The sequence below is a fragment of the Aquamicrobium terrae genome, assembly GCF_052978165.1.
The window spans coordinates 224,602-248,931 of the sequence record NZ_JBRKLZ010000001.1 but is presented as its reverse complement, the minus strand read 5'-3'; the positions used below and the strand labels follow the sequence as shown (position 1 = coordinate 248,931).

The 24,330-nt window shown below is 63.5% G+C and carries 23 protein-coding genes; 6 read left to right on the top strand and 17 right to left on the bottom strand.

Annotated features, from left to right (window positions below; translation table 11 throughout):
* The first annotated feature begins 50 nt into the window (after window positions 1–50).
* Entirely contained in the window at window positions 51–287 is a 237-nt protein-coding gene (locus ACVCNR_RS01430) for a DUF2093 domain-containing protein (RefSeq protein WP_354195646.1), read from the top strand.
* A 67-nt stretch (window positions 288–354) separates the two neighbouring features.
* Here ACVCNR_RS01430 and lpxK read toward each other — a convergent pair whose 3' ends face one another.
* The 11 genes from lpxK to ACVCNR_RS01375 all read right to left on the bottom strand — a co-directional run bounded on the left by lpxK (window position 355) and on the right by ACVCNR_RS01375 (window position 12,131).
* On the bottom strand, window positions 355–1,383 hold the full coding sequence (gene lpxK, locus ACVCNR_RS01425; RefSeq protein ID WP_447073546.1) for a tetraacyldisaccharide 4'-kinase: 1,029 nt from the start codon (window positions 1,381–1,383) through the stop codon (window positions 355–357).
* Between the two features lies 1 nt (window position 1,384).
* Window positions 1,385–2,701 (bottom strand): lipid IV(A) 3-deoxy-D-manno-octulosonic acid transferase, encoded by a 1,317-nt coding sequence (gene waaA / locus ACVCNR_RS01420; protein ID WP_447073545.1) that lies wholly within the window; start codon window positions 2,699–2,701, stop codon window positions 1,385–1,387.
* Window positions 2,698–3,465, bottom strand: coding sequence for a lysophospholipid acyltransferase family protein (locus tag ACVCNR_RS01415; RefSeq protein ID WP_447073543.1), 768 nt, complete (start codon window positions 3,463–3,465; stop codon window positions 2,698–2,700). The genes waaA and ACVCNR_RS01415 overlap by 4 nt, the downstream gene beginning before the upstream one ends.
* A 23-nt stretch (window positions 3,466–3,488) precedes the next feature.
* Window positions 3,489–3,731, bottom strand: a complete 243-nt coding sequence (locus tag ACVCNR_RS01410; protein WP_354195654.1) for a DUF4170 domain-containing protein — start codon at window positions 3,729–3,731, stop codon at window positions 3,489–3,491.
* A gap of 81 nt (window positions 3,732–3,812) precedes the next feature.
* Window positions 3,813–4,634 (bottom strand): 3'(2'),5'-bisphosphate nucleotidase CysQ, encoded by an 822-nt coding sequence (locus tag ACVCNR_RS01405; RefSeq protein WP_447073541.1) that lies wholly within the window; start codon window positions 4,632–4,634, stop codon window positions 3,813–3,815.
* The gene (locus tag ACVCNR_RS01400) at window positions 4,621–5,964 is read right to left on the bottom strand and encodes a TldD/PmbA family protein (protein ID WP_447073539.1); all 1,344 of its coding nucleotides are present in this window, start codon (window positions 5,962–5,964) and stop codon (window positions 4,621–4,623) included. The genes ACVCNR_RS01405 and ACVCNR_RS01400 overlap by 14 nt, the downstream gene beginning before the upstream one ends.
* A 108-nt stretch (window positions 5,965–6,072) precedes the next feature.
* Window positions 6,073–6,918 carry a patatin-like phospholipase family protein gene (locus tag ACVCNR_RS01395; protein WP_447073537.1) on the bottom strand — a complete coding sequence of 282 codons (846 nt, stop codon included), beginning with the start codon at window positions 6,916–6,918 and terminating at the stop codon, window positions 6,073–6,075.
* Complete coding sequence (locus ACVCNR_RS01390) at window positions 6,915–8,261, bottom strand: M16 family metallopeptidase (protein WP_447073536.1); 1,347 nt, start codon at window positions 8,259–8,261, stop codon at window positions 6,915–6,917. The genes ACVCNR_RS01395 and ACVCNR_RS01390 overlap by 4 nt, the downstream gene beginning before the upstream one ends.
* A 3-nt stretch (window positions 8,262–8,264) precedes the next feature.
* Window positions 8,265–9,635: a M16 family metallopeptidase gene (locus tag ACVCNR_RS01385; RefSeq protein ID WP_447073534.1), complete on the bottom strand. Its 1,371-nt coding sequence runs from the start codon at window positions 9,633–9,635 to the stop codon at window positions 8,265–8,267.
* A gap of 71 nt (window positions 9,636–9,706) precedes the next feature.
* Entirely contained in the window at window positions 9,707–10,261 is a 555-nt protein-coding gene (gene rsmD / locus ACVCNR_RS01380) for a 16S rRNA (guanine(966)-N(2))-methyltransferase RsmD (RefSeq protein WP_447073532.1), read from the bottom strand.
* 1 nt (window position 10,262) lies between these two features.
* On the bottom strand, window positions 10,263–12,131 hold the full coding sequence (locus ACVCNR_RS01375; protein ID WP_447073531.1) for a pseudouridine synthase: 1,869 nt from the start codon (window positions 12,129–12,131) through the stop codon (window positions 10,263–10,265).
* A gap of 77 nt (window positions 12,132–12,208) precedes the next feature.
* Here ACVCNR_RS01375 and ACVCNR_RS01370 point away from each other — a divergent pair, with 77 nt between their 5' ends.
* A complete protein-coding gene (locus ACVCNR_RS01370; RefSeq protein WP_354195666.1) occupies window positions 12,209–12,655 on the top strand; it encodes a nucleoside deaminase in 447 nt (148 codons plus the stop codon).
* A gap of 24 nt (window positions 12,656–12,679) precedes the next feature.
* On the opposite strand, the gene ACVCNR_RS01365 is transcribed toward ACVCNR_RS01370, so the two are convergent.
* The 3 genes from ACVCNR_RS01365 to ACVCNR_RS01355 form a co-directional block, all read right to left on the bottom strand.
* The gene (locus ACVCNR_RS01365; RefSeq protein ID WP_447073529.1) at window positions 12,680–13,345 is read right to left on the bottom strand and encodes a hypothetical protein; all 666 of its coding nucleotides are present in this window, start codon (window positions 13,343–13,345) and stop codon (window positions 12,680–12,682) included.
* Window positions 13,346–13,522: 177 nt separating this feature from the next.
* Window positions 13,523–16,444, bottom strand: coding sequence for an isoleucine--tRNA ligase (ileS, locus tag ACVCNR_RS01360; RefSeq protein WP_447073528.1), 2,922 nt, complete (start codon window positions 16,442–16,444; stop codon window positions 13,523–13,525).
* A gap of 229 nt (window positions 16,445–16,673) precedes the next feature.
* Complete coding sequence (locus ACVCNR_RS01355; protein ID WP_354196015.1) at window positions 16,674–17,447, bottom strand: MipA/OmpV family protein; 774 nt, start codon at window positions 17,445–17,447, stop codon at window positions 16,674–16,676.
* Window positions 17,448–17,649: 202 nt separating this feature from the next.
* Between ACVCNR_RS01355 and ACVCNR_RS01350 the strand changes: the two genes are divergently transcribed.
* Window positions 17,650–18,204: an HdeD family acid-resistance protein gene (locus ACVCNR_RS01350; protein ID WP_354195672.1), complete on the top strand. Its 555-nt coding sequence runs from the start codon at window positions 17,650–17,652 to the stop codon at window positions 18,202–18,204.
* Between the two features lie 10 nt (window positions 18,205–18,214).
* Here ACVCNR_RS01350 and ACVCNR_RS01345 read toward each other — a convergent pair whose 3' ends face one another.
* Together ACVCNR_RS01345 and ACVCNR_RS01340 are read right to left on the bottom strand one after the other, a co-directional pair.
* Window positions 18,215–19,177 carry a bifunctional riboflavin kinase/FAD synthetase gene (locus tag ACVCNR_RS01345; protein WP_447073526.1) on the bottom strand — a complete coding sequence of 321 codons (963 nt, stop codon included), beginning with the start codon at window positions 19,175–19,177 and terminating at the stop codon, window positions 18,215–18,217.
* Window positions 19,178–19,198: 21 nt separating this feature from the next.
* Window positions 19,199–20,059, bottom strand: a complete 861-nt coding sequence (locus ACVCNR_RS01340) for a TIGR01459 family HAD-type hydrolase (RefSeq protein WP_447073524.1) — start codon at window positions 20,057–20,059, stop codon at window positions 19,199–19,201.
* Between the two features lie 232 nt (window positions 20,060–20,291).
* Between ACVCNR_RS01340 and ACVCNR_RS01335 the strand changes: the two genes are divergently transcribed.
* Entirely contained in the window at window positions 20,292–22,226 is a 1,935-nt protein-coding gene (locus ACVCNR_RS01335) for a pilus assembly protein TadG-related protein (protein WP_447073523.1), read from the top strand.
* Between the two features lie 56 nt (window positions 22,227–22,282).
* Here the strand turns inward: ACVCNR_RS01335 and ACVCNR_RS01330 are convergent, their stop codons facing one another.
* Entirely contained in the window at window positions 22,283–23,101 is an 819-nt protein-coding gene (locus ACVCNR_RS01330) for a DUF2189 domain-containing protein (RefSeq protein WP_447073522.1), read from the bottom strand.
* Between the two features lie 197 nt (window positions 23,102–23,298).
* Between ACVCNR_RS01330 and ACVCNR_RS01325 the strand changes: the two genes are divergently transcribed.
* Both ACVCNR_RS01325 and groES read left to right on the top strand, forming a co-directional pair.
* Window positions 23,299–23,814, top strand: a complete 516-nt coding sequence (locus ACVCNR_RS01325; protein ID WP_447073521.1) for a CAP domain-containing protein — start codon at window positions 23,299–23,301, stop codon at window positions 23,812–23,814.
* Window positions 23,815–23,984: 170 nt separating this feature from the next.
* Complete coding sequence (groES, locus tag ACVCNR_RS01320) at window positions 23,985–24,281, top strand: co-chaperone GroES (protein WP_035026152.1); 297 nt, start codon at window positions 23,985–23,987, stop codon at window positions 24,279–24,281.
* Window positions 24,282–24,330 lie beyond the last annotated feature (49 nt).

Below are 24,330 nucleotides of genomic sequence, written 5' to 3'. Positions count from 1 at the left end.
CTCGCCACTTTTTGCGGCGATGACATGCTGATTGAATCTGGTACGCTTCCATGATGAACCGCTTTGAAGGTCCCGGCAGCCGGGAGGCCCGCATCCGTTATCTCGATGGTGACTTTCAGGTCACCAGCCCCGGCGCTTATGTCCGGTGCGCGGTGACGGGCGAGCACATCACGCTCGACGAGCTGAAATACTGGAGCGTCGAGCGGCAGGAAGCCTATGCCAGCGCAAGGATTTCCTTCGAGCGCGAGCTGGAAATGAACCCGGACCTGCGCAGCCGGGCGAAGTAGCAGGATACGGCACCTCGATCGGACATCCGGGAAAGCCGCGAACCGGTTCCCGTTTCGATCCGATGCCTTATCCCGCCAGACGCCGCAATTTCCAGCTTTCCACCGTCTCGTTGATGATGCGGGCCGGCGCCTGCTCCTGATCGAATACGGTTTCGATCTCCAGCACGTTCAGATGCTTCAGGAATTCGGGGCTGGCCGCGCCGTGGCGAAGCCGCACCGCATCCTTGGCGGTCGTGATCAGTTCCAGATCCTCTGCCCTAGCCATCGCCAGCAATTCGTCCAGCTCATCCGCGGCGTAGAAATGATGATCGGGAAAGGGGCGGGTCAGAACCACCGTCGCGCCGGCCTTTGACACGGTGTCGAAGAATTTCTCCGGATGGCCGATGCCGGCAAAGGCAAGAAAGCGTCGCCCGGCGAAGCGCCCGGCATTGCACGGCCGGGTCCGGGCATCGAAGATCGGCTTGCCGGCGCGGGCCGCCTGCCGCACCACGGCATCGGCCGCGCTTCCCTCGCCCATGCGCAGGAGCGCGTGGGCATGGACAAGCTGGTCGACCACCCTGGCCCGCAAGGGGCCGGCGGGAATGACGCGGCCGTTGCCGAGCCCATAGCGTGCATCCACCACCATCAGCGCGTAGTCGATATGAATGCGGGCGCTCTGGAAGCCGTCGTCCATGATGAGGAAATTGCAGCCGTGCTGCTCCATGAGGAGTCGCGCCCCGGCGGCACGGTTCGCCGTCACCGCTACCGGCGCATGCTCGGCCAGAAGCAGCGGTTCGTCACCGACATGCCTGGCCGCATCATGATGGGCATCGACGATATGCGGGCTGGAAAAGCCGCCGCCATGGCCGCGCGACAGGATGCCGGGCGCGAACCCCATGCTACGCGCCTGCTTCGCCAGCGCGATGGCCACCGGCGTCTTGCCGGTGCCGCCTACGGTGAAATTCCCCACGCACAGCACCGGGGCGGACATCTTCTCGCGCCGCGTCTTGTGCAGCCGGCGACCGGCGACGAAGGCATAGGCGGCGGAAAGCGGCGAAAGGCCAAATGCGCGCCAGTCCGGCTTTTCCCACCAGAAAGGCGGTGCCTCGCTCGCCATGTCAGCCCTTGCCCGCCCGGCTCAGCCTGGCCTGCACGACCAGCGGCTGAATGAAAGGCTCCAGCACCTTCATGGTGGCCGAAAGGGCGCCGCGCATGTCCTGCACGGTTGCGGCGGCGGCCGTCATCATGGTGCGGCGTGCTTCTTCGTTCACCAGCAGATAATTGACGGCGCCGGCCAGCATGTTGCGGTCACGCACCAGCTTGGCCCCGCCCCGGTCCAGCAGCCGCTTGTAGGCTTCGCGGAAGTTCTGGACATTACGGCCGGCGAGGACGGCCGTATCCAGCATGGCTGGTTCGAGCGGATTCTGTCCGCCGGTAGAGGATAGCGACCGGCCGACGAAGGCGATTTCCGTAAGACGCAGATAAAGCCCCATCTCGCCGATCGTATCGCCGAGCAGAATGTCGGTGTCGGCGGCAATCGGCTGGCCGAGGCTGCGGCGCACCAGCTTGAGGCCCATGGAGCCGATCTGTTCCGCCAGTTCTTCAGCGCGGGCCGGATGGCGGGGTACGACGATGGAGAGCAGGCCGGGATGGCGCTTGCGCAGGGCGGCATGGATTTCCGCCGCCATCTTCTCCTCGCCTTCGTGGGTCGAGACGGCGGCCCATGTCGGCCGATTGCCGATCTGACGCTTCAGGATCTGCAACGCCTTTTCGTCCACCGGAGGGGGCGGCGTGTCCACCTTGAGGTTGCCGGATACGGTAACCGGCCGCGCGCCCAGCGTGCGGAAGCGTTCGCCGTCGATCTCGGATTGCGCCACGACATGGGCAAGGTTCTCGAACAGGGCTTCGGCAAGGCTCGTCCGCTTCTTCCACGAAGCGAAGGAACGGTCCGACATGCGCCCGTTGACCAGAACTTGCGGCACGTTGCGGGCACCGAGTTCCAGGATGGTCATCGGCCAGATCTCGGACTCGGCGATGATGGCAAGGTCCGGCACCCAGTGGTTCAGGAAACGGCTGACGGCCGGCTTGATGTCGAGCGGCACATATTGATGGATGACGCTGTCGCCCAACCGCTCGGTCACCACCTTGGCCGAGGTTACGGTCCCCGTGGTCAGGATGACGTTGACGCCGTAACCGAGGATGGTCTGCACCAGCGGAACGACGGCGATCGTCTCGCCGACGCTGGCGGCATGCACCCAGATCAGCGGCCCGTCGGGGCGCTCCTGCCCGGCAATGCCATAGCGCTCGCGGGTACGGCCCTTGTCTTCCTTGCCCTTGGAGGCGCGCCAGGCCACGTAAGGACCCATCAGCGGATAGGCTGCGGCTCCGGCATAACGGTAAAGGGTCAGCAGGGTGCGGGCGGCGCGTTCGCTCATCGCGCCCCGTCCACCAGGCTGTAGGCTTTTGCCGTTGCTTCGTTCAGCGAACTTGTCACTTCCTGCCTTTTGCGTTCCATTTCCGCATCGTCGGCATCCTTGGCCACGAAGACGGGCGTGCCGACCACGATGGAAGAGCGCCCGAACGGCAGGTTGATGGTCGTCTTGTCCCAGCTTTTTTCCAGCACCTTGCGGCGGCTGGTGGCGATGGCCGCCGGCAGGATCGGCCGGCCGGAAAGACGGGCAAGCAGGACGATGCCAAGTCCGGCGTCGCGCGGGGTGCCATGGGGAATATCTGCGATCATGGCGACGTTCTTGCCGGCCACCAGCGACTTTTTGAGGGCAATCAATGCCTTGGCGCCGCCCTTGTCGAGATGGCGGGCGTTGTCGCGCCCTCCCGAGCCGCGCACCGCCTCAATACCGAATTTCTCGACCACCAGCGCGTTGAGCTCGGCATCTGCGCTGCGCGACACCATGGCCACAAGCGGCCGCCCCTTGGGATAGAATACGGGCGCCATGATGTGCTGGCCATGCCACAGCGCGATGATGCCCGGTTCGAGATGGCCGTATTCGCCACCCGCGATGGCGGTCGAACCCTTGGTCAGCGGATTGGTGAGCCGGATGAAGCGCAGCGCCTGCGCCAGCAGGCTGGCGACAGCGGATTTGGCGAAGCGCGACTGCGCCAAGGGCTGGCGAATCCGGCGCCACAGCCGTTTCGACGCCTTCTGGCGCTTGTCACCGGAGGCGGACGATCTGCTCCGCACCGATGCGGCTTCCTGCTTCATGCTCAAGCGTCAACCTTGTGTTCCGGATCAAGCAGCCTGTGCAGATGCACCACGAAATAACGCATATGGGCATTGTCGACGCTTGCCTGTGCCTTGGCCTTCCAGGCTGCATGGGCTGCCTGATAGTTCGGATAAATGCCCACTATGTCCAGCGCGTTGAGATCGCGGAACTGGTTGCTGCCAAGTTCCTTCAATTCGCCGCCGAACACCAGATGCAGAAGCTGCTTGTCGTCACCGCTGCTCATGTTCATCCTTTATCGGTAGAATTGCTGGCTTGGTCTAATCCAAACCGGCAAATATTTAAACCTGTACCAATACCCAAACTTCTAAGAATGCGTTGCAGCGCCTTCCGGCTGGGCAATGACGGCGGCAAGCTCGGCCAGGAGTTCGCCACTCCCGGCGATCAGCGCGCCATGGCGGATACGCTCGCCGGCGAACGGCGGGATACGCCCGGTCGCATCCAGCAGCGAGCCGCCCGCTTCTTCAAGGATCAACGCCGCCGCGGCAAGGTCCCAATCATGGGAATCCGGCTTGACGAAGGAGGCGTCGATGCGCCCGTCGGCGATCATGGCTAGGCGGTAGGCGAGCGACGGCACATAGTCGACCCGTTGGGTGCGGGCGAGCAAATCCGGCTCCAGACGGTCGACGAGCGCCTTGGGACCGGCGATTTCGGGTTGCGGTCCGGGCGCCCTCACCGCAAGCCGCTTGCCGTCGAGAAAGGCCCCGGTGCCATGTGACGTCCAGAAAACCTCGCCCTTCGCCGGACAATCCAGCACACCGGCCAGCGACCTGCCCTGCTCGACCACCGCGACGCTGACGCACCAGGTCGAATTGCCGGCAAGGAATGCCCGCGTCCCGTCGATGGGATCGACGACGAAGGTGCGTCGCGCCGCAAGCCTGCTGCGGTCATCGGCAGTCTCTTCGGACAGCCAGCCATAGTCAGGCCGGGCCTTCAGAAGCGTTTCGCGTAGGAATTTGTCGGCGGCATAGTCGGCTTCGCTGACCGGAGACGTGCCGGCCTTAATCCACACCTGGGGATCCTTGCCGAAATAGCCCATGGCGATGGCGCCGGCCTGCTTCGCGGCCTCGCGCAGAAGGACCAGATCTTCCTCCGGTGCCGGAAGGCCGGGTTTGTCAGCTTCCGGCAAGGGTCATTCCTTCGATGAGCAAGGTGGGTGCCGCGGTGCCGAAATTCCGGTCCAGGTCATTGGCCGGCGTCATGCGCAGGAACATGTCCTTGAGATTGGAGGCGATGGTGACCTCCGAGACGGGATAGGCCAGTTCACCGTCCTCGATCCAGAAGCCGGATGCGCCCCGGCTGTACTCGCCGGTGACCATGTTGACGCCTTGTCCAAAGACTTCAGTTACATAGAAGCCGCTTTTCAACCCATGTATCAGGTCTTGAGGCGAAACCTCTCCGGCCTCGATGGTGAAGTTGGTGGAGGAAGGCGACACCGACGAGCCGTGGCGTGCGCCGCGCCCGTTGGTGACGAGGCCCAGTTCCAGCGCTGCCGAGGTCGACAGCAACCAGTGGTTCAGCACGCCCTTGTCGACCATCACCAGCTTTTCGCCGGCCACGCCTTCGCCGTCGAAGGGACGCGAGGCCTGGCCGCGCCGGCGCAGAGGATCATCGGTCACCGTAATCGCGGCATTGGCAACCTTGCCGCCCATCATGTCGCGCAGGAAGCTGGTCTTGCGGGCGACAGCCGCGCCGTTGATCGCTCCGGCAAGATGGCCGGCAATGCCGCGCGCCACGCGCGGGTCGTAGATCACATCGACCGTACCCGTCGCCGCCTTGCGTGCGCCGAGGCGTTTCACCGCCCTTTCACCGGCCTTGCGACCGATATCCTCCGGCGAATCCAGGTCGGCGAAATGCTGGCGCGAGGAGAATTCGTAGTCGCGCTCCATGCCGGTTCCCTCGCCGGCGATCACGCTGGTGGAGCGGGAAAACCGCGTCGCCGCATAGTGCCCGACAAAACCGCCGGACGTGGCGAGCACCAGCCCGCCCATGCCCGCGCTGGCGCTGCTGCCGGCCGAATTGGTCACTCCCTTCACGGCAAGGGCTGCGGCCTCGGCAGCCAGCGCATCGTCCTTCAGCCGTTCGGCCGGTATTTCGGTGGCGTCGAACAAATCGAGGTCAGCTTGCCGCTTCATCAGAAGGGACGGGTCGGCAAGGCCCTGGTAGGGGTCTTCCGGCGACACCTTGGCCATGGCGACCGCCCTTTCGGCCAGGGTGGCCGGATCGGAGGCCGCCGTTGCCGAAACGCTGGCAACGCGCCTGCCGATGAAGACACGCAGCGAGACGTCCTCGCTTTCCGAGGATTCGGTCCCTTCAACCTTGCCGAGCCGCACCGAGACGCCGGTGGAGCGGCCGAGGATCGCGACCGCGTCGGCCGCGTCGGCTCCGGCCTTTCTCGCCGCTTCGACCAGTGCGGAAACACGGTCGGTCAGCTTTGCGGCGTCGATCTTGTCTGTCATGTCGAGTTCCCGTGGCGGGTGAGAATGCAGGCCCTTGCGTCCCCATCTATTGTCGACGCCCCGCTTTCGCAATGGCGAAGGGATATGCAGGCGGTTTTTGCGGCGATATCAATGCTTTTGGGGCTCGTAGCGGGCCTTTGCCGCTTCCTCGACCCTGCGCTTGACCTCGTCCTTGATCGAGGCGGTTTCCTTCATCACCGCATCGATCTTGAGGAAATCGAGCACCCTGAATTTCGAGACCGGCGGCCGGATCAATATGTCGGGCCGGCTCTGGCTCAGCTTGCTGTCGATGATCGATTGCATCATGAGCTGGGTGGCGCCGAACATCAGGTCGATGGAATTCGGACGCCGCAGGCCGTTTTCGACAGGGGCGCCGACCACGTCGATGGCGACCACGATATCCGCCTCATGGTCGACAAGGTCGAAAGGAACGGGGTTGTAGATGCCGCCGTCGATCAGCACCCTCCCGCCGCGCGTCACCGGCCTGAAAACGGCCGGAATCGCGGCCGAAGCGGCCAGGGCCGAGATCAGATCGCCTTCCTCCAGCACGGCGAGCTTGTGACCGTAATAGTCGGTCGCCGTCACCTTCAGGGGAATCTGCAACTGGGCAAAGCTGGAGGGTATGATTTCGGGCAGGAAGGCCTTCAGGATGCGCTCGACGTTGAACTGGCTGACATGCAGCCCGCCCTTCATCAGGTCGGCGAAACTGTCGGGCCGGGCCTGCCACATGCGGCTGGCGACCTCCGAGCGACGCGACAGGATCGAGCGGGCATAGTCGCGGATTTCGCGGCCCGTCATTCCCGACGCCATGGCGGCGCCGACAATCGCGCCGATCGACGAGCCGGCAATGGCAACGGGCTTGATGCCGAGTTCATCGAAGGCCTCGACGACATGGATATGCGCGAGGCCTCGCGCTCCGCCACCACCGAAGGCTATGCTGAATGTCGGGCTCATTGGACATTTGCCTTGTGCGCTTCGGGGCCGACCAGCATCATGGCCGGCTCGGTGGTGAGCAGTCTGGTGGCGACCCTTTTCACGTCCTCCACCGTAACGGCTTCGAGCAGTGCCGGCCGCCGCTCGATATAGTCCCTGCCAAGCCCGGCGAGCTGCAACTCCACCAATGTGCTGGCGATCGCGCCCGACGAGCTCAGATTGTTGATGGCATAGGCGCCGATCAGATATTTCCGGGCCGCTTCCAGTTCGGCAGCGGTCGGCCCCTCCTGCGCCATGCGCCGGGCCACATCCCGTACCACCTCGATCGTTTCGGCAGCTCTGTCCGAGCGGGTCGCGGTGCTGATCCCGAGGAAAGAGGAATAACGGCGGTTTGAAAGGACCGAATCGACGGAATAGGCGAGCCCGCGCTTTTCGCGCACCTCCTCGAACAGCCGGGAGGTGAAGGTGCCACCGCCGAGGATTTCGTTCATCAGGACCGCGGCGTAGAAATCGGGATCGGTGCGCTCGATGCCCGGAAAGGCCATCTGGATCGATGTCTGGGGCAGATCGTAAGTCACCTTGAGCTGCTGGCCGAGCTTGAGGTCGACGCGCTCCACCGGCTTCAACTGCTGCTTCTCGGGCAGGCTGCCGAACAGGCGGTCGAGATCGCGCTTCAGCGTTTCCGCATCGATGGCCCCGACCACGGCGACATGCAGGCCGTCACGCGCAAACTGCGCCTTGTGGAAGGCGCGCAGGTCTTCGGCGGTGATGCCGGCGAGGCTCTGTTTCGTGCCTTCATCGGGCTTCGCGTAAGGATGGTCGCCGTAGATCGCCCGCATCCACTGTTTCCTGGCCTGCTCATTGGGGTCGCGTTCGGCGGCATCAATGCCTGTCAGGATCTGGCTGCGGATACGATCGATCGGCTGTGGGTCGAAACGGGGGCTTTCGATGGCAAGGCGCAGCAGTTCGAACGCCACATCCTTGTCCTCGGCCAGCACGCGCATGCTGCCATAGATATCGTCGCGGCCGCTGGAGAAACGCATCTCCGCGCCCGCATCATCGAGCTTTTCCTGGAAGGCATTGCTGTCGAATTCACCCGCTCCTTCGTCGAACAGGCCGCTCATCAGATTGGCCAGCCCCTCCTTGCCGGTGGGATCCTGGGTGCTGCCCCCTTCAAAAGCGAAGCGCAGCGTGACGATCGGAACCGTATAGTCCTCCACCAGCCAGGCGGTGATGCCTTTTTCGGAGCGCACTTCCTGTATGTTCACGCCTGCATGCGCAGGCAACGCAAGGAAAAGCAGGAGCGCCAGCAAGGCGACGAACCCTGCACCGGCATGCTGGAATGGCATCGGAAGCTTCTGCATGGCTCAGTTCCCGCCTTTCGCCTGCGGAAGAAGATAGCCGGTCGTCGAACGCGATGGCAGGAGGTAGCGGGCTGCGGCGGCTTTCACCTGCTCCGGTGTCACCTTGGCGATGCGGTCCGGCCACTCCTGCAAGTCCTGCACCGTTCCCCCGGTCGCCAGCGTGCTGCCGAAGATGTTGGCCATGCCGGACTGGCGGTCGCGCGCGAAGATGGTGGCGCGAACGAATCGCTTCTTCGCCTTTTCCAGTTCGTCGGCGGTGACGCCGTCGCTGGCTATGCGGGCGACCTCTTTTGCAACTGCCTGCTCGACATCTTCCAGCGAGGCATCGCCGCGCGGCGCGCCATAGACGGCGAAGCTCGTATCGTCCAGCATCGTGCCGCTATAGGAGGCGCCGGCGCTCGCGGCGATCCCCTGCTTCACAACCAGTTCCTGGTAGAGCCGGCTGCGCGTGCCGCCGCCCAGTATCTCGGCCAGCAGGTCGAGCGCCTCGGCCTCGCCGGGTTTCGCGGTGCTGTAGGACGGCACCACCCATTGCGCGGAAAAGCTCGGCACGCTCACCCGCCCGTCGGTCAGCGTCACCGTGCGCCGGGTGTTCTGCTCGGGCTCGACCGGGCGCAGGCGCGGCGGCAGGTCCGGCCCGCGCGCGATCTTGCCATAGGTACGCTCGGCCATGGCCTTCACGGCCTCGGCCTCGACATCGCCGGCCACCACCAGCACCGCATTGTTGGGCGTATAATAACGATCGTAGAAAGCCTGGGCATCGGCGCGGTTCAACTGCTCCATCTCCTGCATCCAGCCGATCACCGGGATGCGGTAGGGCTGGTTCTGCCAGAGCGTGGCGCTGACTTCCTCGTCCAGCAGGGCGCTGGGGTCATTGTCGACACGCGAGCGGCGCTCTTCCAGCACGACATCGCGCTCGGTGGCGATCACCTCCTCGGTGAGGAGCAGATTGCGCATGCGATCCGCCTCGAACGCCATCATCCGCTCCAGCGCATCGGCCGGCACCATCTCGAAATAGGCTGTGTAATCGTAGGAGGTGAAAGCGTTGTTGTTGCCGCCGATCTCGGCGACGGCCCGGTCGAACTCGCCGGCCGCGTGGTTACGCGTGCCCTTGAACATCAGATGTTCGAAGAAATGGGCAATGCCGGATTTGCCCGGCGGCTCGTCGGCGCTGCCGACCTTGTACCATACCATATGGGTGGCGATGGGCGCGCGCCGGTCCGGGATCACGACCACTTCCATGCCGTTGTCGAGCACGAAGCTCGAAACCTGCCATTCCTTGCCCGCCGGCGCTTCCGCCAAGGCCGGCATTCCGGCCAGCCCCAGGAACAGAGCCAGCGACGCCACGCAAAGCCGGTACAAGTCTGGTTTCATTGCGGGCTCCGGTTGATCATGCGCCGAATCTCAAGGATTGCGGGTGATGTGAAGGCCGAAGGCGGCGGAAGTCAGGCGGCGGCGATGAAGCGGATCACCGTGTCGCCATAGCTGCGTTCATCGAGGATCGAAAAATCGGGACCGAGTTCGAACGGCACCGAGGCGGCTTCTTCCACCACGCACAGCGCATCCGGTTGCAGCCAGCCGCCGGCCCGGACGCTGCGCAGGGCCCGCTCGCCCAACCCCTTGCCATAGGGCGGATCGGCGAAAACCAGCCCGAATGGCGACATCGTCCCGATATCGCCGATGGCAGTCGCGTCACGGCGGAAGATCTTGGTTCTGCCCGTGAGCCCGAAGGCTTCGACATTGGTGCGGATGAGCCCTCGCCCCTCGGCCAATTCTTCGATGAAAACGGCATGCGAGGCCCCGCGCGACAGGGCTTCCAGCCCCAGCGCGCCGGTGCCGGCAAACAGGTCGAGCACGCGCGCGCTCTCGAGCCTGTCGGGGAACCGGTGGGCCAGCACGTTGAACACGGCCTCCCGCGCGCGGTCGGTTGTCGGCCGGATGGAATCGGTGCGTGGCGTGGCCAGCGGCCGGCCGCGGAGCGCACCACCGACGATCCTCATGCTACGACCTCTTCGGTCCCTTGCCCGAACCCCCACGGCCTGCGGGTTTGCGGGGCGCCCTCGTCCCATGCTTGCCGGCATCGGGCTCGCGCTCGCGTACCGGCCGTGCGCCGGGCGCCATCCACACATTGGCCTTGCGCTGGCCGGGCGGCTCCAGCGGCGGACGCTCCTTCTTGTGCAGACCCTCCTTGCCGCCTTCCGCCTTGCGTGGCGGCTTGAGGCCGAAACCGGGTTTCGGACGGGTGGAAAGCTTGCCCAGCGCCTCGTCGCGGCTGCTCTCGCGCATCTTGCGACGCTTGATGAGGCCGCCCTCGCCTATATCCAGCCGCGACGACTTCTTCGACGCCGGCCTTGCATCGTCACCCTCGCCATCACGGCGCTTCTCGCCCCGGACCGGCTTGTTGGAAAACGGCTTGGCGATCTCGGCATCGAAATTGGCGCCCGATTCCTCGACCAGCCGTTCGCCCAACTGGTCGCGCAGCATCCGCCCCTTGATCTCCAGCACATGACCTTCCGGCAGTTCGTTCAACTGGAACGGGCCATAGGAGATGCGGATGAGGCGATTGACCTCAAGGCCAAGCGCGCCGAGAATATTGCGCACTTCACGGTTCTTGCCCTCACGCAGGCCGATGTTCAGCCAGGCGTTGGTGCCCTGGACACGTTCCAGCGCGGCTTCGGCGCCGCCATAGAACACGCCGTCGACCGCGATGCCGTTCTTGAGATCGGCCAGTGCCTTTTCATCGACCTTGCCGTGCACGCGAACGCGGTAGCGCCGCAGCCAGCCGGTCGCGGGCAGTTCCAGCACCCGCGCCAGTCCGCCGTCATTGGTCAGCAGAAGCAGCCCCTCTGTGTTGATGTCGAGGCGGCCGATGGTCATCAGGCGCGGCAGGCCTTCGGGCAGGACATCGAATACCGTCTTGCGCCCTTCCGGGTCGCGGTTGGTGGTGACGACGCCTGCCGGCTTGTGGAACAGGAACAGGCGCGTGCGCTCGATCGGCGGGATCTCGATACCGTCGACCAGAATGATGTCGTTCGGCTGCACGTTGAAGGCGGGCGAATCGAGCACCGCGCCGTTGACGCGAACGCGACCGGCAGCGATCAACTCCTCGGCATCGCGGCGCGAGGCGATACCGGCGCGCGCCAGCCTCTTGGCGATGCGCTCGCCGGTCTCTTCCTCCCCGGCGGCCGGACGTGGCCGTGGCTTGAACTGTCCAGCCGGCTTGCGACCGCCGGAGAAGTCCCGCTGGGGGCGATCCGTGCGCGGGCCTTTGGAAAAACCTGAACCGCCTTCACTGCGGCGGACGAACGGCCTGTCGCCCTCTTCCCGCTTGGCGAAAGGCTTTCCGCCGGGACGCGGCCCCTTGCCGAACCTGTTTTCGCCCCGGTTTTTCTCACCTCGGGGCGCATCGCCGTCCTCGCGCGGACGCCTGTCCTGCCGGAAATCGCGCTGCGGCCGCTCACCGCCTTCAGCCCGGCGCTTATCTCCGTCATAGGCGCGGAACGGGCGCTCCTCGCCTTCCCGCTTGCGGAACGGCTTGCCTTCAGGGCGTGGTCCCTTGCGGAAGGGCCGCTCCGCCCGTGCCTCGGCATCCTGAGGCCGGTCGGAGCGCTTGAAATCACGCTTCGGGCGCTCGTCCCGCGCAAAATCGCGCTTTGGGCGTTCGCTGCCCTCGAATTTCCCGGGTCCGTCGGCGCGCTTGGGGCCGTCGAACTTGCGTTTCGGGCGCTCAGAGCGGGAATCTTCTCCCGCGCGCTTGGAAAAGCTCTTGCCCCCCGGCTTGGAGAAGCTCTTGTCGGTACCCGGCCCGCGTTCATGGCGCCCGCCGGACTTCGCGCCGGGTCTGCGTTTTGATCTGTCGTCTTCGGTCATGTGGTGTTTGCTCTTTTGGCGGGCTAGATAGCAGGAGAGCCATCGGCTTGCGAGTGGATAATAGGAGAACAGCCTGCATGAAGCGACCGGACTTCATGGCCCTTGCGCTTCAGCAGGCAAAAGAGGCGGCAAAGCGCGGCGAGGTGCCGATCGGCGCCGTGCTTGTGGCGGATGGGGACATCATTGCCGAAGCCGGCAACCGTACCCGCGAACTCGCCGACCCGACCGCCCATGCCGAGATGCTGGTCATCCGGGAGGCCGCTGCCAAACTATCGGCCGAGCGGCTCGGCGGATGCGATCTCTATGTGACGCTGGAGCCTTGCACCATGTGCGCGGCGGCAATCTCCTTCGCCCGGCTGCGTCGGCTGTATTTCGGCGCTGCGGATGAAAAAGGCGGCGCGGTGGTTTCAGGCGTGAGGTTCTTCTCCCAACCCACCTGCCACCACACACCGGACGTCTATTCCGGCTTGGGGGAAACGGAGGCGTCCGCCTTGTTGAAGGATTTTTTCAAGGCAAGGCGCTAAGCACCTATACCTCAAGGATAAAGCTTACCAGGGCAGCCAGTCGCGCAGGCCACCCTTCTTGGTGGCGGCCCGCTTCAGTCGACGCTCCTTGACGCTCTCGTCCTCACCCAACTCGTCCTGTGGCGCGGTGGTGGCGGCCACACGATAGTCGAGCGGCGGCTCGCTCAGATAGCGCCGGGTGGTCGGGCTGCCCTGACGCGACTGGGCAAGGCGCTTCTGGATTTCGGGGCGCTGGGCCTTCGCCACACGGGCGTTCTCGGTGAGATCAAACTTGTCCGAGACCTCCTTCGGAGCTTCGCCCCTGCTCTCGGCCGGCAGGTCGTTGATGATTTCCGATTCATAGAAACGGTTGTTCTGATTGGCCGTCGCGTTGGCACGGATGCGGTCGCGGCGCTGCTCGGGCGATTCCGGCCACTGGGTGCTGGCGGTCTGGACGACATTGTCCTGCGGCGCGGGCAGGTTGCCCTTCTGGCCCGGGGCCGGCTTCACCAATTCAGGCCGCGGCTTGTAGTCGATCTTCTCGCGCTTCGGCGGCGCGAAGGTCAGCGCGCTGCTGAGATCGGTCGCAAGCTGCTCCGTGGCCGTCTTGTCGGTGCCGTAAGTGGGCGAGGAAACGCAGCCGGCCAGCAGCAGGCCCGAAGTGGCGAGCGAAGCCAGCACGGCCAAACGGCCACGGTGGGTGTCAGTCATGCCGAAGAAACTCACTTAGAGCGGCCCCCTGATTGATGCCGGCCGGACACGGGCAGATTCTGTCCTGTCCTTGTAATGGTAAATCCGGCGACAATTTGTCGGCGGAAGCCATGGTCTTTACCTCAAGCCCGGGCCAAGGGCAACGCGCGCTCGATCTACGCGCTGCCCTCTTGCCGATCAAAGACGGCCAAGCGCTTCCAATTCGCGCAGAACGGCCGCATCGCGGGCCGAGACATCGGGGAATGCGGGGTCGCTTCCGACATCGGCCGTATAGCGCCACGAGCGCGCGCATTTGCGCAGGCCCCGATCAGCCGCCTTCTCGATCACCACGGCAACGCCCGGAACCTCGCGCAGCGTGAAGGCATCGGCCGGCGCGGCATCCCGCGCGACGCTGAGATCGCTGGTGATGGCGATCTCGGCGAGATCGACATCGGCGATCGCCTGCAAAAGCGCATCATCGGAGATATGAACGACCGGCACGGCCTCCAGCGACGAGCCGATGGTCTTCTTGGCCCGCTCCAGTTCCAGAGCCCCGGTGATGACGCTGCGCACCTGCCGCACCTTGCGCCATTTCGCGGCCAGTTCGTCGTTGCGCCAGTCGGACGGAACCTGCGGGAACTGCTCCAGGTGCACCGAGCGCGCCTGCGGGTAGCGGTCCGCCCATGCCTCTTCCGTGGTGAAGGGCAGCATGGGGGCCAGCCACTTCACCAGGCAATCGAACAGATGGCGCACCACCTGAACCGCGGCCTTGCGTTTGAGGCTGGACGGCGCGTCGCAGTACAGGGCATCCTTGCGGATATCGAAGTAGAAGGCCGACAGTTCGACCACCATGAAGTCGAGCAATGCGCGGGTGATTCGCTTGAACTCGAAGCCGTCATAGCCGGAGCGGACCACCTCATCGAGCTCGGCGAGCCGGTGCAGCATCAGCTGCTCCAGCTCCGGCATCTCGGCCAGCGGCACATCCTCGCCCTCGTCATGGGCAAGTGTGCCCAGCATCCAGCGGATCGTATTGCGCAGCTTACGATAGGCGTCGATGTTGGTTTGCAGCACGTTCTTGCCGAGCCGCTGGTCTTCCCAGTAGTCGGTCGTCATCACCCACAGGCGCAGGATGTCGGCGCCCGACTTGGCCATCACCTCCTGCGGCACGACGACATTGCCGAGCGACTTCGACATCTTGCGGCCGTCCTCGTCCATGGTGAAGCCATGGGTGACAACCGTGTCGTAGGGCGCCCTGCCCCGCGTGCCGCAGCTTTCCAGCAGGGAGGAATGGAACCAGCCGCGATGCTGGTCCGAACCTTCCAGGTAGACATCCGCCGGCCATTTGAGATCGGGGCGGTCTTCCAGCGTGAAGGTGTGCGTGGAACCGGAATCGAACCAGACATCGAGAATGTCGGTCACCATCCGCCACGGCTCGTTGGCGCGCGAACCGAGGAAGCGCTCGCGCGCGCCTTCGGCAAACCACGCATCGGCTCCTTCCTGCTCGAAGGCTTCGAGAATGCGGGCATTGACCGCCTCGTCCTTCAGGATATTGCCGTCCTCGTCGGCGAACACGCAGATCGGCACGCCCCAGGCGCGCTGGCGCGAGAGCACCCAGTCAGGCCGGTCCTCGATCATGGCGCGCAGGCGGGTCTGCCCTGCCGCCGGCACGAAGCGGGTGGCGTCGATGGCATTCAGGGCGCGGGAGCGAAGCGTGGTGTTGTCGCCCAGGTCCTTGTCCATGTAGACGAACCATTGCGGCGTGTTGCGGAAGATCACCGGCTTCTTGGACCGCCACGAATGCGGATAGGAATGCTTGAGCCGCCCGCGCGCGAACAGCATGTTTTTGGCGATCAGCGCCTCGATCACGGCCTTGTTGGCATCGCCCTTCTTGCCGTTGTCGTCGATGACGCGCGCAGCGCCGCCTTCGCGATCCGGCCCGAACCCCGGCGCGTCCTTGGTGAAGAAGCCGGCATCGTCCACGGTGAAGGGGATTGCCGTGTCGATGCCGCGCGCGGCGAGGTCGCGTGCCGCATCCATCCATGCGTCGAAGTCCTCGCGGCCATGCCCCGGCGCGGTATGCACGAAGCCCGTGCCGGCGTCGTCGGTGACATGATCGCCGGGAAGCATGGGAACCGCAAATTCATAGCCGCCGCCGAAACCGGCGAGCGGATGGGCCAGCGTGATGGCTGCCAGCTCATCGGCGCTCACGTCCCGCAGGCGCTTGAATTGCAGCTTGGCCTTGGCGAAAGCCTCTTCAGCCAGTGCATCCGCGAAGATCAGTTTTTCGCCGGGCTGCGGCCCGAAATCATTCTCGGCTGCCGTAACCTCATACAGGCCGTAGGCAATGCGCGGCGAGTAGGCGACGGCGCGGTTGCCGGGGATGGTCCACGGCGTGGTGGTCCAGATGACGACCGCCGCGCCCGCCAGCGATGATGCGCTGCCGGCCACAGGGAACTTCACCCAGATCGTGTCGCTCTCATAATCCTGATATTCGACCTCGGCCTCGGCCAGTGCGGTACGTTCAACCACGGACCACATCACCGGCTTGGAGCCGCGATAGAGCTGGCCCGACATGGCGAATTTCAGCAGCTCGCCGGCGATGCGCGCCTCGGCGTGGAAATTCATCGTCGTGTAGGGCTTCTTGAAGTCGCCGATCACGCCCAATCGCAGGAACTCCTGCGTCTGCACATCGATCCAGTGCTGGGCGAATTCGCGGCATTCCTGCCGGAACTCGTTGATCGGCACCTCGTCCTTGTTCTTGCCGGCGGCGCGATATTTCTCCTCGATCTTCCATTCGATCGGCAGACCGTGGCAATCCCAGCCCGGGACGTAGTTGGAGTCGTAGCCGCGCATCTGGAACGAGCGGGTGATGACGTCCTTGAGGATCTTGTTCAGCGCGTGGCCGATATGGATGGTGCCGTTGGCATAGGGCGGGCCGTCATGCAGCACATATTTCGGCCGGCCGGCGGCATCCTCACGCAGCAGCTTGTAAAGGTCCATCTCCTGCCAGCGGGCCACGATCTGCGGCTCCTTCTCCGGCAATCCGCCGCGCATCGGAAAATTCGTCTGCGGCAGATAGAGTGTCTTGGAATAATCGATCGTCTCGACGGTATCAGTCATCGGTTCGCCATATCAATTGCCCGGTCGTAACGGACTCTGGGCTTGAAATTCACAATTCTGGAAAATGCGCGGGTTGCGCGCGCCACAATTCCCGGCGGCTCCGGCAGGCGAGTTTCACCTCAGCCCGCCCGGAACACCGGGCTGGTAATTCGTATCGCGAACACAACATGGCGCGGCTGGCGTGTCATGGCCGCGCTTCTAACCCATGAACGGCGAAGAATAAAGGCCGCTACATGGTAAAGTCGAAGCGATAGGTGGCCGAAACGCCGACCGTGAACTGGTCGCGCGAACCGCGCTCGCGCACGATGCTGGAATCGGCCGCCGGCCCTTTCAATCGGGAATATTCGCCGAACAGGCTGGTCGTGACAGGATCGCTGACCTTCCAGGTGATGGCGCCGCCGACACCGATTGCCCGGACACCGCCGCCGGGATCATACTCACTGATGCCGGATCGCCCGCTTTCGTCGGCACTGACACCGTAATAGGCATCGAAATACTTGGAGGACGCGAAGGAAACGCGCGGCCCGCCCGAGATGCGGATTTTCGGCGTGACATCGTGGAAGGCATCGACGGCAATGTCGGCAACCACGCCCTTGTGGGCACGGATGCCCTGCCGCGCCTCGGCGCGCATGCGCAGCCAATCCAGGGGATAGAACTCGAAGAAGCCGCCGACCTCGCCGCCCCATCTGACGGGATCTAGGCCGCGAATGCCGTCTTCGTCATTGTCGCGCTTCCACAGGAACTTGCCGGCCAAACCGACGCGCAGGTCGCCCTGATCGACCAAGGCAAGAGAGATATTGTCGTTGCGCGACGAAAACCGCACCGGGTTGCCGGCCTTGCCAAGTGAAATGATCGGCGTTGCGCTGAGAAGGTACTTCTTGCTGCCCTCGAAATCCGGCGCCACCATCGCGGTCGCGCCCACGGTAAGATACCAGTCGCCGGACAGCCACCCACCGATCCCGTCGGCAGCATTCGCCGCACCGGGCAGGCCAAAAGCGATCATCGCCGCCAGGGCGGATGTGGTCTTCAGCACACGCATGTCTCACCGTTTACGCAATACAAATGGGAGTTGCAGCAACTGTTGCGCGAAATTCGGTAAAATTTGATTTAAATCCGGAATGTTATGGGGGTTGTGGAAGCTGGACGCCGTGCGGCGGCGGTACTAGCCTGTGGTCGTGGACGGGTTCTCAGTCAGGAGAGGAACCATGACTTTCGACAGCAACACGATTCGCGGCGTCACTGACGAAGTGCGCGGCAAATGGGGATGGTTCGTGGCACTCGGGGTGCTGCTGCTCATCCTCGGCGGCATCGCCTTCGGAAATCTGTACATCGCCACCGTCGCCTCGGTCTATTTCGTCGGTTGGCTGATGCTGTTTTCCGGCATTATCGAGATCATCCATGCCTTCGGCGTGAAGACGTGGGGTCGCTTCTTCTTCTGGCTCGGCAGCGGCCTGCTTTATGCGCTTGCCGGCATCTTCGCCTTCTACAATCCGCTGCTGGCCTCTGTGGCCCTGACATTCCTGCTGGCCGTGGCGCTGGTCGCATCGGGTGCCCTGCGCGCATGGGTCGGCTACCAGAACTGGGAGCAGAAGGGCTCCGGCTGGATCGTGACGGCCGGCATCGTCACCATTCTCGCCGGTCTCGTCATCACTCTCGGCTGGCCAGTCAACAGCCTGCGGATTCTCGGCCTGTTCCTGGCCATCGACCTGATCTTCCAGGGCTGGACCTTCATCGCCTTCGGATTGGCGCTGAAGAAATAGGCGGTGGCTGTCAGAAACTGACGGCCGCGTCGAGATCGGACAGCGGCCGCACGCCGGCCAGAACCGCCCTCGCCTCCTCCTCGTCGCGCTTCATCTGCGCGACGAGCGCCTCCAGCCCGTCGAACTTTTCTTCTCCGCGCAGATAGCCGAAGAACGACACTTCGCAGACCTCGCCATAAAGATCGCCGGAAAAATCGAAGACGAAGGTTTCCAGCAGCGGCGTGCCATTGTCGTCCACGGTTGGCCGGCGGCCGAAGCTTGCCACCCCGTCATGCAGCGTCCCGTCGGCGCGGCGGAACCGCACCGCATAGATGCCCTCGCGCAGCGCGACATCCGCCGGCAGGCACATATTGGCCGTCGGAAAGCCCAGCGTGCGGCCAAGCTTCTGCCCGCCTATGACCTCGCTCTGCACAGTGAAGCGGTAGCCGAGCAGGCCGGCCGCCTGCGAGACATCGCCCTGCACCAGCAGTTCGCGGATGCGGCTCGAGGAGATGATCTGCGCGCCTTCGTCGCGAAAGGCGTCGACCAGTGTCACGCCGAAGCCATGGCGCTGGCCCGCATCCATCAGGAAGGCCGGGCCACCCTGGCGATCCTTGCCGAAATGGAAGTTGAAGCCGGTCACCGCATGGCAGATGCCCAGATTGTCTTGCAGGATGACGGCGACGAAATCCTCGGCAGACTTCGTGGCGAGTTCCGCCGTGAACGGCTGTTCGACCACCGCTGCAAAGCCCATCTCGCCAAGCAGGCGCGCCTTCATCTCGGGCGGCGTCAACACGAACAGCGGCACCTGCGGGCGGAAGAACTTGCGCGGATGCGGCTGGAACGTAAGCACCAGAGCCGGCACGCCGCGCTTTTCGGCTTCCGCCAGCGCGCGCCGGAGCACGGCCTGATGGCCGCGATGGACGCCATCGAAATTGCCGATGGCCACGACGCCGCCGCGCAAATGCGCGGGTAGCTGCACATTTCCGGGCATGCGCTCCAACATGGACAAGACCTATTGGAGGCGCGGCATGACGGCCACGGGATTGTAGCCGTGCTGCGCCAGGAAGGCTTCCAGCCTCTGCGGATCGGGCGCCAGCGGATCGCCATAGTCGCGGGCATGGATGCCGCCGGATATGTAAAGGGCATCGAATCCGTTGCCGACGGCGCCCTTGATGTCGGTCATCATGCCGTCGCCGATTGCCAGAATCTCGCTGCGTTCCAGTTTCCGTCCGACGGCCTCGGAAGCCGCCTTGAGCGCGGCGTCGTAGATCGGAGCATGGGGCTTGCCGGCGATCAGCGTGCGGCCGCCCATCTGCCCATAGTCGCGGGCGATGGCCCCCGCGCACCAGATCAGCCTCTCGCCCCGCTCGACCACGATGTCGGGATTGGCGCAGATGAACGGCAGGTTGCGCGAGCGCAGCCGCACGAGCAGGTCGTGATAGTCCTCCGGCGTCTCGGTTTCATCATCGAACGGTCCGGTGCAGACCACGGCCTGCGCCTCGAATTCCTCAACCAGTTCGACGTCGAGGCCGTCATAGATGTTGGTGTCGCGGTCGGGGCCGATGTGGAAAATCCGCCGCGGCGCCTCGGCGATCAGGTCGCGCGTCACATCGCCGGAACTGACCAGCCGGTCATAGGTGCCGTCAGGCACGCCGATCGCCCGCATCTGGGCGGTGACATCGGCACCGAGACGGGGCGAGTTGGTGATCATCACCACCGCCACGCCGCGATCACGCGCCGCCGCCAGCGCGGCCGTGGCTTGCGGGAAATGGTCCACGCCGTTGTGGACGACGCCCCATACGTCGCAGAGCAGAGCTGCATAGCGGCCCGATATGGCCTCGAGCGAAGTGATGATGGGGGAATGAACCGTCATGTCGGCGGGCATGTCCATGGCTGAAAATTGTCGGGTTTGTTGGCTTCGACGCCCCGGATAAACGATGTGCCTTGGACTGTCACCAGCTTTCCTGCCTCGTCCGGCAGCCGCCTGGTTAACGTCGGCTGAAAAATTGGCCGCGTTTTCGGGCGATTTCGCAAACGTGAAATTTATCCATTCCTGCGATTGTGCGCCCTCGACACCATTATTGGGCAGCGGGGGCTGAAGCCAGATGTTGCGGAAATTCCTGGCCGACAAGCGCGGCAACTACGCCATGATAACCGGTTTGCTGATGGCGCCGTTGTTTGGTGCCGTGGCCTTGGCCGTCGACTACTCGGAAATGTCGCGCCAGCGACTGGACACGCGAAACGCGCTCGACGCGGCCAATATCGCCACGGCGCGCGAATTGCAGGCTGGCGCCACGGACAGCAAGGCAATTGCCTACGCCAACGACTTCTACTTTGCCAATCTGCGCCATGTGAAGCCTGCCAAGACCAGTCTCGATGTAACCCTGCCGAACAACAGCGTCGGTGGCGGCTCAATGAAAATGTGCGCCTCACTCAATTATTCGCCGTACTTCTTCCCGGCGGCTGCCATGTTGATGGGGCAACAGTCAAGAGATTTCGATTTCATCACCTGCTCCGAGGTGCGCCTCAAGAACACACTGGAAGTGTCGCTGGTACTCGATAATTCGGGTTCGATGACCAACAAGGGCTCGGGCACTGGCCAGCAGCGCCTGGCGTTGCTCAAGACGGCCGCAAAGCAGCTTGTCGATACGATGGCGCTCGAAGCCAATCAGATGAAACAGGTCGACAGACCCATCCAGTTCTCGCTGGTGCCGTTCGCAGCGTCGGTCAATGTCGGTCCGCAATACGACACGGCAAGCTGGATGGATACTATGGGTATTTCACCGATCCACCATGAGAACTTCGACTGGTCGACGATGACCAAAGACAATTCACCCTTCCCGGACAAATACGTCGAGAAGGTCGGAGACGTTTGGTACAAACGTGGAAAAAACTGGGGCGAAAGCGAAGATCATCCCATGACACGCTTCAGCCTTTATAACGACATTCTCTATGAATCCACCCGCACCCGCAACGCTGCCGGACAATATGTCTATTCGACAAGCCAATATGCAAGCTGGAACGGCTGCGTCGAGGCGCGGCCCTTTCCCTTCAATGCCAACGATGCGACCCCATCAACGGGCAACCCGGCGTCCATGTTCGTGCCGATGTTCGCACCTGATGAGCCAGGAACCGTATGGCTGGACTTCGATCGCGACGGCAAGGTCGACAAAGACCCCACCACTAAGAACAAGGACTTTAAACCAGTCTCTCAAGGCTACCAGAATAACTGGTGGATGGATTGGCAGGAATATGCGCGAAGATTCAATTTGTCGCCCAAAGACCAGAGTTCTTCTGAGCGGCAGCGTGACATGCGCAAGTACTTTGTCGCCAAGCCATACGGTGCCACCGGCAGTGGAAACGCAAACTACTCCTGCACCACGAGCCCAATAACACCGTTGCAGGACATCAGCGACGAAAAGGGCAAGGACATTATCAAGACCGCCATTGATGATATGGCTGCTAGTGGCAACACCAATGTGCCGGAGGGTCTGGCATGGGGCTGGCGCACTTTGTCCAGTGGCGAACCCTTCACCGAAGGCCGCCCGGAAATCGAGAGAGGCAATGACAAAGTGCTGATCGTACTGACCGACGGTGCCAATACCTATTCGTCTATGAGCGATGCCAGCTATGCCGGGAATCGTTCGACCTATGCCGCCTACGGCTACACAGGCGTCAACTATGACAATAAGGGAATGACGCGACTATTTCTCAACACCAGCAACAAGATCGGCAAGACTACGCACACCAGCACCAATTTTACTGCAGCATTGGACGAGCAACTGCAAACCCTCTGCAGCAACGCCAAGGAAGCGAACATCATCATTATGACAGTCTCGCTCGACCTGTCGATGTCAAAATCAGCAGAGAAAAAAGCCATTGAAGCGATGAAGGAATGCGCTTCCGAATCCCGGTACCGCATGGATGCGAACGATCCATCCAAGCCAGCAAAACTGTACTGGAATGCGACCGGAGCAAGCCTCTCGGACGACTTCAAGGAAATCGCAGACGAACTCTCCAACCTGCGCATCACCAGCTGACGAGAGCTGTGGAAACCAAGGCCCGGACGCAAGCACGCGCCGGGCCTTTTGCATTTCTACATCGGCCGCCGCATGGAGCGGTCGGGCTCTACCAGCTTGCGATAAAGGTGCCAGGTCGAATGGCCGAGCACAGGCATCACCACGGCCAGGCCGGCCAACAGCGGGATGGCGCCGATCACCAGAAGGGCGGCGACGATCAGGCCCCACAGCGCCAGGGGAAGCGGATTGGCCCACACGGCCCGCATCGAGGTTTCCACGGCTGCCACGGCGCCGGCGTCGCGATCGAGCATCAGCGGAAAGGCCACCACACTGGTGGCAAGGGCCACCACGGCAAAAATGAAGCCGGCGGCATTGCCGAGCAGGATGAGCATCCAGCCCTGCCTCGTGGTCAGCACCTCATTGAGGAAAACGCCGACGGAGGCTGGCGCCGCCTCGCCGAACAGGCTCGTATAGATGGATTGCGCCGTGTAGAGCCAGAGCAGGAACAGGGCGAACAGCATGATGCCGACGACGGCTATGGACGGCAAGGCCGGTGAGTAGCGCAGCTCCAGCGCATGCCGCCAGGAGGTGTCCATGCCCAGTTCGCGCCGGCGGCTGATCTCGTAAAGCCCGATCGCTGCGAAGGGTCCCAGCAGCGCGAAGCCGGACATCAGCGGATAAACCAGATGAATGGCCCCTGCCCCGGTCGTCCACCGCGTCAGGATCAGCCCGACGACGGGATAGATCAGGCACAGGAAAACATAGTGCGACGGCTTTTGCCGGAAATCATCCAATCCCAGACGCAGCGCGTCCATGATATCGGCGGTGCCGATGCGGCGAACGACGGGCTGCACACGCATGCCGCGCGCGTCCGTCATAACGTGGAAACTGGCCATGACCTTCCTCCCTGCCTAAGCAAGATGGGGCGGTCACCGCCAGATGGCCGCCCCAGGCTGCCACTTCAAAACGGTCGTGTCTTAGCAGATTTCGCTATCGCTGTCGCGCAACCGGGGCGCGTTTGCCGGTCCATTACGGAATTTTTACCGGCTGCCCGGCAAAAGCCATGATCGGCAGCCTATCAGGCGTCATGAGCATGTCCCGATCCGATTTTTCCTTTCCCGTCCTTGAGCCATGCCTCAACCGCCGCACTCTGGTGCTGGGGGCCGGTGCTTTCGCACTTGCCGGGCTGGCCGGCTGCGGGTCGCTGTCCCGGCAAGGCGCCGGCGGCGGGGCGTCGACCTCGGCCAGCGCCGCGATGGCTGGAATTCGCAATGCCGAGGGCTTGCCCGTGCTCTCGCCGGACAGCCAGTTGGAGCGGGCCGCGTTGCAGCAGGCACACTATATGGCAGCGTCCCGCAGCATGACCCATACGACAGGGTTCGGAAAAGGGTTCCCCACGCGTGTGAAGAGCAACGGAATCAAGGGTGCGGCGGCGGAAAACATTGCAGAAGGCCGCATGGATGTCGCCCGCGCCATCGACATGTGGATGAACTCGCCACCGCATCGGCACAACATGCTCGACAGCCGCTTCCATCGCTTCGGCCTAGCCTGGGCCAGCGGTCCCGACCGTCCCGAGTGGCGCTACTGGGCGATGGTGCTGGCGAGCTGAAAAAAGGGTGCGCGCATTCATTCGCGTATGAAACGCTTTCCGGTCCTTGACACCGATCTGGCTGCTGACTATCTCATTCGCCGTTAGCACTCTGTTATGCCGAGTGCTAACAGGTCCGGCAGCGCCGGACGGAGGGAATTCTTTCTCATCATTGTGACCGAGGAAATCAAATGGCAAAGACGAAGTTCCGCCCGCTTCATGACCGCGTGGTCGTTCGCCGGGTCGAGTCCGAAGAAAAGACGGCTGGCGGCATCATCATCCCCGACACCGCCAAGGAGAAGCCGCAGGAAGGCGAAATTGTCGCCGTTGGTTCGGGCGCCCGCGACGAGAGCGGCAAGCTCGTTGCCCTCGACGTCAAGGCCGGCGACCGTGTCCTGTTCGGCAAGTGGTCGGGCACCGAAGTCAAGCTCAATGGCGAAGACCTTCTGATCATGAAGGAATCCGACATCATGGGCATCATCGGCTGATCCGGCCGGTCCCATTCTTCAACACTCACTGCAATCCGAATTTCGGGCC